This is a genomic window from Stutzerimonas sp. (assembly GCF_982611455.1).
Window position 1 is genome coordinate 87,856 of sequence record NZ_CEXBBO010000009.1, and the last position, 13,009, is coordinate 100,864.

At 60.9% G+C, this 13,009-nt stretch carries 11 protein-coding genes; 4 read left to right on the top strand and 7 right to left on the bottom strand.

All coding sequences use genetic code 11. From position 1 onward, the window contains the following. The first annotated feature begins 59 nt into the window (after nucleotides 1-59). Nucleotides 60-1,538, top strand: coding sequence for a mannitol dehydrogenase family protein (locus AC2LD7_RS07900; protein WP_484597209.1), 1,479 nt, complete (start codon nucleotides 60-62; stop codon nucleotides 1,536-1,538). Between the two features lie 12 nt (nucleotides 1,539-1,550). Continuing rightward, nucleotides 1,551-3,038 (top strand): xylulokinase, encoded by a 1,488-nt coding sequence (gene xylB, locus AC2LD7_RS07905; protein ID WP_484597210.1) that lies wholly within the window; start codon nucleotides 1,551-1,553, stop codon nucleotides 3,036-3,038. Between the two features lie 330 nt (nucleotides 3,039-3,368). Here xylB and AC2LD7_RS07910 read toward each other — a convergent pair whose 3' ends face one another. Next, nucleotides 3,369-4,595 (bottom strand): acyl-CoA dehydrogenase, encoded by a 1,227-nt coding sequence (locus AC2LD7_RS07910; RefSeq protein ID WP_484597211.1) that lies wholly within the window; start codon nucleotides 4,593-4,595, stop codon nucleotides 3,369-3,371. Between the two features lie 145 nt (nucleotides 4,596-4,740). Here AC2LD7_RS07910 and AC2LD7_RS07915 point away from each other — a divergent pair, with 145 nt between their 5' ends. Beyond that, nucleotides 4,741-5,655, top strand: coding sequence for a LysR family transcriptional regulator (locus AC2LD7_RS07915; protein WP_484597212.1), 915 nt, complete (start codon nucleotides 4,741-4,743; stop codon nucleotides 5,653-5,655). Between the two features lie 56 nt (nucleotides 5,656-5,711). On the opposite strand, the gene gntR is transcribed toward AC2LD7_RS07915, so the two are convergent. The 4 genes from gntR to AC2LD7_RS07935 form a co-directional block, all read right to left on the bottom strand. After that, entirely contained in the window at nucleotides 5,712-6,731 is a 1,020-nt protein-coding gene (gene gntR / locus AC2LD7_RS07920; RefSeq protein ID WP_484597213.1) for an HTH-type transcriptional regulator GntR, read from the bottom strand. 67 nt (nucleotides 6,732-6,798) lie between these two features. Then, nucleotides 6,799-7,815, bottom strand: a complete 1,017-nt coding sequence (locus AC2LD7_RS07925) for a TRAP transporter substrate-binding protein (RefSeq protein ID WP_484597214.1) — start codon at nucleotides 7,813-7,815, stop codon at nucleotides 6,799-6,801. A gap of 103 nt (nucleotides 7,816-7,918) precedes the next feature. Further along, nucleotides 7,919-9,196 carry a TRAP transporter large permease gene (locus AC2LD7_RS07930; RefSeq protein WP_484597215.1) on the bottom strand — a complete coding sequence of 426 codons (1,278 nt, stop codon included), beginning with the start codon at nucleotides 9,194-9,196 and terminating at the stop codon, nucleotides 7,919-7,921. Between the two features lie 43 nt (nucleotides 9,197-9,239). Further along, nucleotides 9,240-10,328, bottom strand: a complete 1,089-nt coding sequence (locus tag AC2LD7_RS07935) for a gluconokinase, GntK/IdnK-type (RefSeq protein ID WP_484597267.1) — start codon at nucleotides 10,326-10,328, stop codon at nucleotides 9,240-9,242. A 243-nt stretch (nucleotides 10,329-10,571) separates the two neighbouring features. Between AC2LD7_RS07935 and AC2LD7_RS07940 the strand changes: the two genes are divergently transcribed. Further along, nucleotides 10,572-10,850, top strand: a complete 279-nt coding sequence (locus AC2LD7_RS07940) for a peptidylprolyl isomerase (RefSeq protein ID WP_484597216.1) — start codon at nucleotides 10,572-10,574, stop codon at nucleotides 10,848-10,850. Nucleotides 10,851-10,856: 6 nt separating this feature from the next. Here AC2LD7_RS07940 and zapE read toward each other — a convergent pair whose 3' ends face one another. Together zapE and AC2LD7_RS07950 are read right to left on the bottom strand one after the other, a co-directional pair. Then, on the bottom strand, nucleotides 10,857-11,984 hold the full coding sequence (zapE, locus tag AC2LD7_RS07945) for a cell division protein ZapE (protein ID WP_484597217.1): 1,128 nt from the start codon (nucleotides 11,982-11,984) through the stop codon (nucleotides 10,857-10,859). A 74-nt stretch (nucleotides 11,985-12,058) separates the two neighbouring features. Beyond that, nucleotides 12,059-12,970, bottom strand: coding sequence for a LysR family transcriptional regulator (locus tag AC2LD7_RS07950; protein ID WP_484597218.1), 912 nt, complete (start codon nucleotides 12,968-12,970; stop codon nucleotides 12,059-12,061). Nucleotides 12,971-13,009: the final 39 nt, after the last annotated feature.

Genomic DNA, 13,009 nt, shown 5'->3' on the forward strand with positions numbered 1-13,009 from the left:
CGCCTGATGGCAGCGATTCGGCCGCGACCTTCACATATTCACGCCCAGCGAGGCCTGTCATGAAGTTGAATAAACAGAACCTGCCGCAGCTGCCGGCACATCTCGCGCGTCCGTCTTACGCACTGAGCGCAGTCAAAGCCGGTATCGCTCATATCGGTGTCGGCGGCTTTCACCGCGCGCACCAGGTGGCCTATACCGACGCGCTGATGAACCTCGGCGAAGGGCTCGAATGGGGAATTTGCGGGATCGGCACGCGTGGCGATGAGCTGTCCATGCGCGACGCCCTCGCCTCGCAGGATTATCTCTACACCTTGGTCGAGCTCGACGACCGACCCGATACCGAGGTCCGCGTGATCGGCAGCATTCGCGACATGCTGCTGGTCACCCAGGACGGCTCCGAAGCTGTGGTCGCTCGACTGGCCGATCCGGCGATCCGCATCGTCTCGCTAACCATCACCGAAGGCGGCTACTGCCTGGACGACAGCACCGGCCAGTTCAACGCCACGCTGCCGCAGATTCAGCATGACCTGGAGAATCCGCGCTCGCCGATCAGTGTCTTCGGCCTGCTCTGCGCCGCGCTGGCCAGGCGCCGCGACGAAGGCAACGCGCCCTTCACCGTCATGTCCTGCGATAACCTGCCGCACAACGGCGATGTTACCCGCAAGGCGACGCTGGCTTTTGCCAATCTGATCGATGCGGAACTGGCTGACTGGATCGAGCGCAGCGTCAGCTTTCCCAGCGCCATGGTCGATCGCATCACTCCGATGACCAGCGTCGCCCATCGCCAGGCATTGAAGCAGCAACACGGCGTTGACGATGCCTGGCCGGTTGTCTGCGAACCCTTCGTGCAATGGGTGCTGGAAGATAAGTTCGTCAGCGGCCGTCCCGCCTGGGAAAAGGTTGGCGTGCAATTCACCGATGACGTCTCGCCTTATGAAGAGATGAAAATCAAACTCCTCAATGGCAGCCATCTCGCGCTTACTTACCTGGGCTTCCTGCGCGGCTATCGCTTCGTGCACGAAACCATGGCCGATCCGCTGTTCGTCGAGTACATCCGCCAGTACATGGACGTGGACGTCACGCCGCAACTGGCGCCCGTGCCAGGCATCGATTTGACGCAATACAAGCAAACATTGATCGAGCGTTTCTCCAATTGCGCGATTGCCGATCAGCTGGAGCGAGTCTGCTCCGATGGCTCATCGAAATTTCCCAAGTTCACCGTGCCGACCATCAATCGTTTGATAGCCGACAGTGCCGAACTGGAGCGCGCCGCCTTGGTTGTGGCGGCATGGGCGCTGTATCTACGCGGCGTCGACGAGAACGAAGACACCTACCGTATTCCGGATCCGCGCGCCGAGTTCTGCCAATCGCTGGTCGAAGAAGACGAGGGATTGGCCGAGCGATTGCTCGGCCGCGAGGAAATCTTCGGCATACAGATTCCCGGTTCGCCGGCCTTCCGCGATGCCTTCGAGCGCAACCTGCTGCGGCTGCGCACACTGGGCGTGAGCGGCACGCTCGATCTATTGCTGACCCGCTGACGGAAACCGGCCATGTTTTTAGGTATCGATTGTGGAACTCAGGGCACCAAGGCGCTGCTGCTCGATGCCGAGAGCGGCGAGGTGTTGGGTCAAGGCTCGGCCAGCCATATATTGATCAGTGGCCCAAACGGGCGCCGCGAGCAGAATCCCGAGCAATGGACCACGGCGTTCGCGACGGCCACTGCCGCGGCGCTGACCGAAGCGGGCGTCGACGGCAGCTCCGTGCTGGGTATCGGTGTTTCAGGGCAGCAGCATGGCCTTGTGACGCTGGATGCCGACGGACAGGTGCTTCGCCCAGCCAAGCTCTGGTGCGACACCGAGTCGGCGGCTGAAAACCAGCGCTTGCTGGACTGGCTGGGCGGCGAAAGCGGCTCTTTGCAGCGGCTCGGCGTGGTCATCGCACCGGGTTACACGGTTTCCAAGCTGTTATGGATGAAGGAACAGCAACCGCAGCTGTTCGAGCGCATCGCGCATATATTGTTGCCCCACGATTACCTCAACTACTGGCTGACCGGGCGTTGCTGCAGCGAATACGGCGACGCCTCCGGTACCGGCTATTTCAATGTGCGCACGCGGCGGTGGGACCTCGACGTGCTGCGCCATATCGACTCCAGCGGCCGACTCGAAGCAGCCCTGCCCCAGCTGATCGAACCCCATCAGGCGGTCGGCCAGCTACGCCCGGAACTGGCGGCGCGGCTGGGCCTGAATCCTCAGGCAATCGTGGCGAGCGGCGGTGGCGATAACATGATGGGCGCCATCGGCACTGGCAATATCACTCCCGGCGCTATAACCATGAGCCTTGGCACATCCGGGACGCTATACGCTTATTCCGGCGACCCGAGCATCAGTCCACAGCCGTCCGTTGCGACCTTTTGCTCGTCCAGTGGTGGCTGGCTGCCGCTGATTTGCACCATGAACCTGACCAACGCCAACGGCGCCATCCGCGAGCTGCTGCAACTCGACCTGGAACAATTCAACGCATCGGTGGCACAAGCGCCAATCGGAGCCGAAGGCGTGACCATGCTGCCCTTCCTCAACGGCGAGCGCGTCCCCGCCCTGCCCCAGGCCACGGCCAGCCTGCATGGCCTGACCGCAGATAACCTGACCCGGGCAAATTTGTGTCGCGCGGTGATCGAAGGCGTGACATTCGGCCTGCGCTACGGGTTGGATCTGCTACGCGACAGTGGGATTTGCAGCAAGCGCATTCAGCTCATCGGTGGTGGCGCGAAGAGTCCGCTGTGGCGGCAGATGGTTGCCGACATGATGGCGACACCGGTGGTATGCACGACGCACAGCGAAGCCGCGGCGTTGGGCGGCGCGATCCAGGCCGCCTGGTGTCATGCAAGACAGATCGATCCTGAAGCCAGCCTCGAAGCGCTATGCAAGCGCTGCGTCAGTGTTGACGAGGCAACTGCTGTCGAGCCGTCAGCCAACGAAGTTGATGCCTATGAACGGGCCTACCGGCGCTATCGAGGGCTGGTAGCCGGCCTTTACGGTTAGCGGACGTAATGGTGTCCTTAGCGGTTCGTGCGGCTGCAGACCTGTTCGCGAGCAAGCTCGCTCCTACAAGGGCCGGAGCCGCACGAACCGTAGGAGCGAGCTTGCTCGCGAACGCTTTATCCAATTCCAGCGATCACACCATCAAATAATCGCGAACAGTTTGTAGGGTGGGCTTCAGCCCACCGATCTCACCTTGCTGGTGGGCTGAAGCCCACCCTACGGTCGCTCGGCCCGCCTCGTTTGGTCACTGCCCGCCACGCAGGTCTGCCATCAAAGCAAAAGCCACTCGCGTGGCTTTGCCTCTACGTCTTGCCCGGTGTTAGCGAAGCCTTAGCGGCTACGCAACATTTCCCGCGGAAAGTACTTACCCAGTTCATGTTTGGCGATCGAAGCGCGGTGCACTTCGTCTGGACCGTCGGCCAGACGCAGGGTGCGTTGCATGGCGTACCAGTGGGCCAGCGGGAAATCCTCGGAGACGCCAGCGCCGCCGTGGATCTGGATGGCGCGATCGATCACCTTCAACGCCACGTTGGGTGCGACGACCTTGATCTGCGCGATCTCGCTCGCGGCGATCTTGTTGCCCACGGTATCCATCATATAAGCGGCGTTTAGCGTCAGCAGCCGCGCCATATTGATCTCGATACGGCACTCGGCGATGTGATCCAGGTTCGCCCCCAGGCGCGCCAGCGGCTTGCCGAATGCGGTGCGGTTGACCGAGCGCTCGCACATCAACTTCAGCGCGCGTTCAGCGACACCCACGGAGCGCATGCAATGGTGGATGCGGCCTGGGCCGAGGCGGCCCTGGGCTATTTCGAAGCCGCGACCTTCGCCGAGCAGCACGTTCTCGTAAGGCACGCGAACGTTTTCCAGCAGTACTTCGGCATGGCCGTGCGGTGCGTCGTCGTAGCCGAACACCGGCAGCGGGCGCAGCACCTTCAGGCCCGGCGCATCCATCGGCACCAAGATCATCGAGTGCTGCTGATGGCGCGGTGCGTCCGGGTTGGTCAGGCCCATGAAAATCATCAGTTTGCAGCGCGGGTCGCAGGCGCCGGAGGTCCACCATTTACGGCCGTTGATGACCCACTCGTCGCCCTCACGCACGGCATGGGCCTGCATGTTGGTCGCATCGGACGAAGCCACGCCAGGCTCGGTCATGCCGAAGGCTGAGCGGATTTCTCCTCGAAGCAGAGGCTCGAGCCAGCGTTTTTTGTGCTCGTCACTGCCGTAACGAACCAGTACTTCCATGTTGCCGGTGTCCGGCGCCGAGCAGTTGAATGCCTCCGGACCAAGGCCGGAGCTGCCCATGATTTCGGCCAGCGGCGCGTACTCGGTATTGGTCAGCCCAAAGCCCAGTTCGGAATCTGGCAGAAAGAGGTTCCACAATCCTTCGGCTTTGGCTTTAGCCTTCAGCTCCTCGACGATGGCGGTGGGTTGCCAACGGTCACCCTCGCTCACCTGCTGATAGAAGATTTTCTCGGCGGGATAGACATGCGCATCCATGAACGCCTGAACGCGTTCACGCAACTCTTGAACCTTGGGGGAATAGGCGAAATCCATGGCGACAGACCTTCTGCAGGTAACGTTTTGTAGTTTTAGATGCTAGAGGACGCCCAACGATTTATCTAAGCTATTTTCCTCGTGTATAAACATTCATCACCGATATATGATCGGCGAATTCCGATACACGCCGGAGAGCACAACAATGAACCTGAACAAGGTCGATCTGAATCTGTTTATCGTCTTCGATGCCATTTACACCGAGGCGAACCTGACCCGCGCCGGGCAGATCGTTGGCATCACCCAGCCCGCCGTTTCCAATGCGCTGGCTCGGTTGCGCGAGACGTTCAACGATCCCCTGTTCGTACGCACCGCCCAGGGGATGGTGCCGACACCGATGGCGCAAAACATCATCGGCCCGGTGCGCAACGCGTTGCAGCTATTGCGCGTCTCGGTGCAGGAGAGCCGCACCTTCAATCCGTTGCAAGCGAACAAGACCTTCCGCATCAGCATGACCGATCTCACCGAGGCGGTGGTGCTGCCGCCGCTATTTCAGCGCCTGCGCCGCCTGGCACCGAATGTGAAAATCGAGAGCATGTTGGCCAAGCGCCGCGAAACCACCAAGGAGCTGGCGGCTGGCCGCCTGGATTTTGCGATGGACGCGCCGCTGAATACCGATCCGCAGGTACGCCACGTCAAACTGCTGGAAGACCGCTACGTCTGCGCGATGCGCCGCGGGCATCCGCTGGCCAAGGACAAACTCAGCGTCGATGAATACCTGTCGCTGTCGCATATTCATATTTCCAGCCGGCGCAGCGGTCTGGGCATGGTCGACTTGGCGCTAGGCAAGATGGGCCAGCAGCGCAAGATCGCCTTGCGCTCGCAGCATTACATGATGGCCACTCAGGTGATTCAGCACACCGATATGGCGGTGACGGTGCCGGAGCGTTTCGCTCGGCGCCATGACTTGCATCAGATTCCCCTACCGGTGGAGATTCCGTCATTGGAGACGCACATCTATTGGCACGAAAGCACGGATCAGGACCCGGCCAACCGCTGGATGCGTGAGCAGATGATCGAAATTGCCCAGCAGGTCACTGCAGCGCAACAAGCCGAATAAAGAGATGGTCCGGCAAGCGCAACGCTTGCCGGTTGTTATTTAGCGGCTAAAAAAGCTCATGCGCTTTCGCGCATCACTACTTCGAACCCCACGTCGATACGCCGTTGCGGCGGCGACTCGCCACGCATGAGGCCGAGCAGCATCTGCCCGGCCAGCTTGCCGATTTCACCACGCGTGGTGCGCACCGTGGTCAGCGCTGGATGCATCCAGGCGGCAGCCGGCAGGTCGTTGAAGCCGGCAATCGCCAAACGTTGTGGCACGGCGAGCTGGAGCTGGCGCGCGCGGAACAGGGCCCCCAGCGCCAGATCATCGTTGTTGAAGAAGATCGCATCGATCTCCGGGTGCTGGGCCAACAGGCGATCCAGCAATTCGGCGCCCAGGCCGATGGAGGACACTTGCGGTGTCAATAACTCGAGCACGGCATCGTAGCGCGCCGCCTCACGCATCACCTGACGGTAACCTTCGGCACGCTGCAGGGTTCGCGGGTCGAGCTGCGCTGCGGCAAAGGCGATATTGCGATAACCGCGTTCGAGCAGCTTGCGGGTCATCGCCGCCCCTGCCTCGTACTGGGAAAAACCGACGCAATAATCCTCCTCCGCGTCGCTCAGCTCCATCAGCGTAACGATGGGACTGGAACAGCTACCGAGCACTTCGCGCGCTGCATCGCTGCGCTCGAAGCCGGTCACTAGCAAGCCCGCCGGCTGGTGCGCCAGATACGCCCGAAGCAGGCGTTCGTCTTCTTCCGGGTGATAGTGGCTGACGCCGATCATCAGCTCGTAGCCAGCCGGCATCAGCACCCGCTGGATAGCCTCGACGGTATCGACGAATACCGCGTTCGACAGCGACGGAATGATCACAGCCACCAGGTTCGACCTTGCGCTGGCAAGGTTGCGTGCAGCGGTATGGGGAACGTATCCCAGTGCCTTGACTGCGGCCATGACTCGCTCGCGCAACGCGTCGGACACGCGGTCGGGTTGCGACAATGCGCGGGAGGCGGACATCAGCGAGCAGCCGGCGCTGCGCGCGACGTCGGACAACGTGGCCCGTTCCAGAGAACGGCGACGACGAGAACTCATAGCGTGATCCAGCGGCGAGGGGCGCAGATTCTACAACGGGACGGCGCCCCCGCAGGGGCGCGCCGGGTCACTTCGGAGCCTTCGCAATCTCGGCCTGGACTTCGTTGAACAGCGGTTCACCCACCGTATCGATCACGGTCTGAATCGCCGGCTTCGCCTGCTCGCGCATGCGCTGTATTTCCTCGGGGCTGACCTTGTTGATTTCCATGCCGTGCTCTTCGATTTGCGCCAGGGCTTCGCGGGCTTCGGCACGGGTGTCTTTGCGCTCGGAATCACGCGATTTCTTCGCCGCGTCCATGATGATGTTCTGCTCGGTCTCGGACAGACCATCCCACCAACGCTTGGACGCCGTGACGATCCATGGGCTGTAGACGTGATTGGTCACGCTCAGGTACTTCTGCACCTCATAGAACTTCGAGGAGAGGATGGTGTTGTAGGGGTTTTCCTGACCGTCGACCGCCTTGGTTTCCAGTGCGGTGAACAGCTCGGAGAACGGCAGCGGGACAGCGTTGGCGCCCATCTGCTTGAAGGTGTCGATGAACACCGGGTTAGGCATCACGCGCAGCTTGATCCCGTTGAAGTCTTCCATCTTCTCGACCGGGCGCACGTTGTTGGTGAGGTTGCGGAAGCCGTTCTCCCAGTAGACCAGGCCAACCAGCCCCTTCTCTTCCAGCGCATCCATGATCTTCTGTCCAACCGGACCATCGAGCACGTAATCCGCCTGCTTTTCGTTTTCAAAGAGGAACGGTGTATCCCATACCGCCATTTCCTCGGCGATGCCCACCAGGGTGGCGGTCGAGCCAACCATCATTTCCTGCGCCCCGCCCATCAAGGCGTTCTGCATCTGGTCGTCCGAGCCCAGGCTGGCGGAGGCGAAGGTCCGCATCTTGAGCTTGCCGTCAGACGCCTTGGCGATCTCTTCGGCAAGCACTTTCGCCGCCCTGCCCTGGTTGCTGTCTTCGTTGAGCCCGTAGCCGAAGCGGATCATCCGCGAACGAACATCGTCAGCCGCCTGTGCGCTGACCGCGGTGATGGCGCTACCGAGCGTGGTGGCCGCCAGGGCGGCTATGAGAAATCGTTTCATGCAGTCGTACCTTTTGTTGTTGTGGATGAAATGAAGGTGAAGCTTTCTCGCCAAGGCGAAACCTGAAATGCCGCTGCGGCCAATCGGGACGAATGCCCGCCCATCAGCGCAACCATTGCAACGGCACGGTGATGATCGACGGCACTGCAACCAGCAGCGCGACGATCAGCAAATAAATAACGAAGAATGGGATCACTCCGCGCACCAGTGTCTCCATGCGCAGCCTGCCGATACCTCCGACAACGTTCAGCACCGTGCCTACCGGCGGCGTAATCAGGCCGATGGAGCCGATCAATACGAACATCACACCGAAGTAAACGGGGTCGATACCGGCCTTGACCGCGATAGGCGCCAGCACTGGGCCAAGGATGAGAATGGTCGGTGTCAGATCGAGCACCATGCCAATCGCGATCATCAGCACCATGATGGCAACCATCAGCAGCTTCGGATCTTGCGCCAGCGGGCCGAGCATCATGGCGATCTCGTCCGGCAACTGCGCCAGCGTGATCATGTAGCCGGAGACGATTGCCGCAGCGCAGAGGAACATCACTGACGCCGTGGTACGGCTCGCGCGGGTCAGCACTTCTATCACGCCGCTCCAGTTGAGCTCGCGATACAGCAAGGTCGAAACGGCCAGTGCATAAACCGCTGCCACTACTGCTGCCTCGGTTGGCGTGAACAACCCGCCGCGCAAGCCGCCGACGATGATCACCGGAAGCATCAGGGCGGCTGCCCCGTCAACCAGCGCCTTACGGCGCTCGGCATGGGTGGCCTTTTCCTGCTTGGGTTCGTCGATCTTGCGTGCGATCAGTGTCCAGGCCACCACCAGTCCGGCGCCCATGATCAGACCGGGCACCATACCGGCGAGGAACAGCTGACTGATCGATGTGTTGGTCACGACACCGTAGATCACGAAAGGCATCGACGGCGGAATGATCGGGGCGATGATGCCGCCGGCCGCCACCAGGCCCGATGACGAGCTCAGCGGATAGCCGCGCTCGCGCATCATGGGCAGCAGTAGCGTGGCCAGCGCTGCGGTATCCGCCAATGCCGAGCCGGACATGCTTGCCAGCAGCACCGAGGCGGCAATCGCGACATATCCAAGCCCACCGCGCTTATGGCCGAAATAGGCCTGCGCCATGTTGATGATCCGGCGGGAAATACCGCCGGCATTCATCAATTCACCAGCAAGAATGAAGAACGGCACTGCCAGCAGTGGAAAGCTATCGGCACCAGCCTGCAGGTTTTGCGCAATCAGCTGCACATCCCAGAAATCCAGATACCACATCAGCACCGCGCCGGTGAGGATCAGCGCGAATGCGATCGGCATGCCAAAGGCCATGAAGCCAAACAGTGAAGAAAGGAAGACGACGACAGTCATGTACGGTCCTCAGGCGGGCATTGCCCATGTTGTTATCGAAAAGTCAGTCGGCCGTTACATTGGCGTCGGCAGCATGCGGCTGGGGCTGTCCCCGCCATACGTTCAGGAGTTGCAAAAGCGCCAGGACCATCAGTGCGATCATGCTGGCCATCACCGGAAGCATCGCCACTGCCAGCGGGTAGCCCACCACCGGGCTGTTGATATTCCAGCCGAACTGCATCTGGTTCCATCCGCCCATAGCAGCCATGCCGCTGGCAACGGCCACCATCAGCCAGCTGACCGAATCGACCAGACGGCGAAACAACCTTGGAAAACGATCACGGATCATGCTGAAGGCCATCAGCTCTCCGCGGCGCATGCTCGATGCGACGCCGACGAACACCAGCCAGACGAAGGCCAACCGCGAAAGCTCCTCGGCGCCAGTCCAACCGGTCCCGAAGGCGTAACGCAGCACCACGCTGCTGAACACGACGATCACCATAAAAGCGAGCAAGGCTGCCATCAGCCAATCGGTGATCCGATCGAAGCTCTGGGCGATTTTTCCGCTGTAGATGGGCGCGCTGGTCAGCTCAGCGCCGTGTTCAAAATCTGTGTTAGCGCTATCAAGCGGGCGCGCGGAAAGGTCCTCGCGATCGGCGATTTCCAAACCAGGGTCGCGCTGCACCCAGCTAACGATTTCTTCTAGAACTTGCTCGCGTGATTGGCTGGCATCGACCACCAGTACACCGGGTTCGCCTTCCGGTGATTCGAGTGTGGCGAACTGGCTGTCAACCAAGGAAATCGGCATGAAATGCCCAGCACGGCCACCGACGCGCTGAACGGCAGTGTCGTAATCGATGGACAGATGCGCGAAACGCAATTCCGGCACCGCGTCGCGTAACAGATCGCGGTAGCGGCGCTTGAGCGCTGAACAGGCCAGCACGAAGCCTACGTCGTCTTCGATTGCCTTTTGCATCTCGATGACGAGCTTCTGCAGCCACTCGACACGATCCGCGTCGGACAGCGGCGTGCCGGCACGCATGCGTGCGACGTTCTCTTCGGGATGGAAGTTATCGGCTTCGATATGACGAAAACCCAATGCATCGGCGACGGCATGGCTGGTGTCGGTCTTGCCCGATCCGCTGACGCCCATGACCACCAACGTACGGTTGGCAGCAGGAAAATCGCTGTTGGAGTGGGAATCCACTATCGGCTCTCCGGCAGCATCGACGTGCTGCGTTATGATTGTTGAGCCGAATGGTAGCGCTAACATAGAATGGCTATAACTACCGTTCGTCGGGTTTTGTTTCGGCCGAACGGTCATCATGGCAGCGATGCGGCTTCGGTTTTGCCGGCGTGCTGACTACAATCGCCGCCGCATCCAAGGAGACCTGAAATGCCCAAAGCCATGGCGCGCCACATTCTGGTAAAGACCGAAGCCGAAGCCGCACAACTGAAAAAACGCATCGCGAATGGCGAAGCCTTCGATGTGCTGGCTAAAAAACATTCGATCTGCCCGTCCGCCAAGAAAGGTGGCGACCTGGGCGAAGTACGCCCCGGTCAAATGGTGCGCAGCATCGATCAGGTGATTTTCAAGAAGCCGCTGCGTGAGGTACATGGGCCGGTGAAAAGCCAATTCGGCTATCACTTGGTGCAGGTCTTTTATCGTGACTAATAGTCGTCAATCTGCCGCGCCGAAACGCTGCAGTTGCATTTCGCGCAGCCGGCTCAGCGTGCGGCGAAAGGCGAACGACAGATAACCCTCGGTATATAGCTCTTCCAGTGGCACCTGCGCTTTCAGATACAACGGCACGCGGCGGTCGTAGCATTCATCCACCAGCGCAATGAAACGTCTAACCGAATCATCGCGTACGGCCAGTTTCGGCAGCTCGCGATCTCCCGCTATCACGCGCATGGGAGCGTCTTCGGTGCCGCGTGCAATGCGCCCGTCCCTCTGTTCGCTGCCGAGCTGCGGCACTTCGCTGATGAGAATCGTGGAAAAGCGATCGCACAGCTCGATGAAATCCAGCGCGGAAAACGGCTGCTCGCAGAGATCGGCGAAACGGCACCAGATGACTGACTGGCTGCAACGCACCACCTGCAACGGCCGCCTGCCGATGAGCACAGGCTCGGTATCAAAGGCGCCGTCAGCCAGTTCATCGAACACGCTCCGCAATGGGCAGGCGGTTTCGCTGTCGCTGATCCAGTAGCGCTGCAGCGCAGCACCGGGTCGCAATCGGTGATCTTCGCCGCCATCCAAATTGACGATCTGCATATGCTGCTCGATGGCGTCGATGGCTGGCAGGAAACGCTCGCGATTGAAGCCGTCGGCATACAGCTGATCGGGCGGCTGATTGGAAGTGGCGACAATGACCACACCGTGCTCGAACATCGCCTGGAACAAGCCTCCAAGGATGATCGCATCGCCGATGTCGCCGACGAACAGCTCGTCGAAACACAGCACTCGAACGTCCTCGCCCAGCTCCTGCGCGAGCGCTCGTAGCGGATCAGCCGTGCCATTGAGCTCGAACAGACGGATATGCACCCAGCGCATAAAGTGATGGAAATGCTGCCGGCGGGACGGGACCTGCAAGCTGCGATGGAAGATATCCATCAGCCAGGTCTTGCCACGCCCCACCGGCCCCCAAAGATAAATGCCACGTGGAGATTCTTCGATCGCTCCGAGCTGATGCAGCGCTTCATGACAGCGCTGCATCAACTCGACGGCGCGCAACTGGGCTGCATCGCTGATGAACCCCTTGCGGGCAATGGCCTGCTGGTATTGGCTATGTGGAGAAGTGTGATCCATGAAAACCGGCCGAGGTAAAAGATGGCCATGATGGTAGCGCAGCGACTCTGCCGATCAGGCCGGAACGCGGGACATCAGAGCCGACCCTGCGCGGCCATCAGCTTGTCTGCTTGTTGGCGAACCTGATTCAGCAACTCCAATTGCGCCGCTGACGGCACTTCCTGCGCCCGCACCAGCGCATACAGCGGCACCGGAATCAGCGGCTCCAGTGGGCGTGCCTGAACCAATTGCCCTTCGTTGGCCAACGCCGTGATTGGATCGACCAATGCAATCCCCTGCCCGGTGGCTACTAGCGAACGCGCCAGCTGGTAGGTCTGCACCCAGGTATCGATACGCGGTGGTGGGCTGAGCTGCTCCAGATGGCCTCGCAGAAGGCCGCCCAACGCATCGCGGGTATCCAACCCGATCAACGGCGCATCGGCCAGTTCCTCTAGCCGCAAGGTTTGCTGCAACACCTTATCGGGCCACCAACCGCTCGGGGCGATCACCATCATTTGGCCTTGCGCGAGGATCTGGCTGCTGAGCCCCGGATGTTCCACGGCCTGCAATGTCAGCCCAAGATCGGCTTCGCGCAGTAGCAACGCCTCTACGATTTCCGCCGTATGTTGGGTCGCGAGCTGACATGGCGTGCTGGCGAAGCGGCCCCGCCAACGGCGCAATGCTTCGGGCAGCAGCGCCTGTGCCAACGCGGGTGTGCAGATCAGTCGCAACGCGCGCTCTTCGCCGCGGCCGAGGTTGCCCGCTAGACGCCGGAGGTTCTGCAAGTCAGCCGCCAGGCGTTCGGTTTCTTGCTGAAGGATGCGCGCCTCCGCGGTCGGCTGCAGCTTGCCGCGCACGCGATTGAACAGCGCGAATCCGAGCTGCTGCTCGGCATGCTTGAGAATCTTGCACGCCGCCGGCTGCGAGATATGCAGCAGCTGCGCCGCGGCGGTGACACTGCCGGTCTGCAGAATGGCCTGGAACAATTCGATGTGGCGAAGGCGCATGCGTACGTTCTCTGACTGATCGGCTGGAGCATAACCTCA

Bases quoted from the DNA above. Each gene is read 5' to 3' on its own strand.
- AC2LD7_RS07925 (WP_484597214.1), bottom strand. From the start codon at position 7,815: ATGAAACGATTTCTCATAGCCGCCCTGGCGGCCACCACGCTCGGTAGC.
- xylB (WP_484597210.1), top strand. From the start codon at position 1,551: ATGTTTTTAGGTATCGATTGTGGAACTCAGGGCACCAAGGCGCTGCTG.
- AC2LD7_RS07900 (WP_484597209.1), top strand. From the start codon at position 60: ATGAAGTTGAATAAACAGAACCTGCCGCAGCTGCCGGCACATCTCGCG.
- AC2LD7_RS07950 (WP_484597218.1), bottom strand. From the start codon at position 12,970: ATGCGCCTTCGCCACATCGAATTGTTCCAGGCCATTCTGCAGACCGGC.
- AC2LD7_RS07915 (WP_484597212.1), top strand. From the start codon at position 4,741: ATGAACCTGAACAAGGTCGATCTGAATCTGTTTATCGTCTTCGATGCC.
- AC2LD7_RS07910 (WP_484597211.1), bottom strand. From the start codon at position 4,595: ATGGATTTCGCCTATTCCCCCAAGGTTCAAGAGTTGCGTGAACGCGTT.
- gntR (WP_484597213.1), bottom strand. From the start codon at position 6,731: ATGAGTTCTCGTCGTCGCCGTTCTCTGGAACGGGCCACGTTGTCCGAC.
- AC2LD7_RS07940 (WP_484597216.1), top strand. From the start codon at position 10,572: ATGCCCAAAGCCATGGCGCGCCACATTCTGGTAAAGACCGAAGCCGAA.
- AC2LD7_RS07935 (WP_484597267.1), bottom strand. From the start codon at position 10,328: ATGGGCGTCAGCGGATCGGGCAAGACCGACACCAGCCATGCCGTCGCC.
- zapE (WP_484597217.1), bottom strand. From the start codon at position 11,984: ATGGATCACACTTCTCCACATAGCCAATACCAGCAGGCCATTGCCCGC.
- AC2LD7_RS07930 (WP_484597215.1), bottom strand. From the start codon at position 9,196: ATGACTGTCGTCGTCTTCCTTTCTTCACTGTTTGGCTTCATGGCCTTT.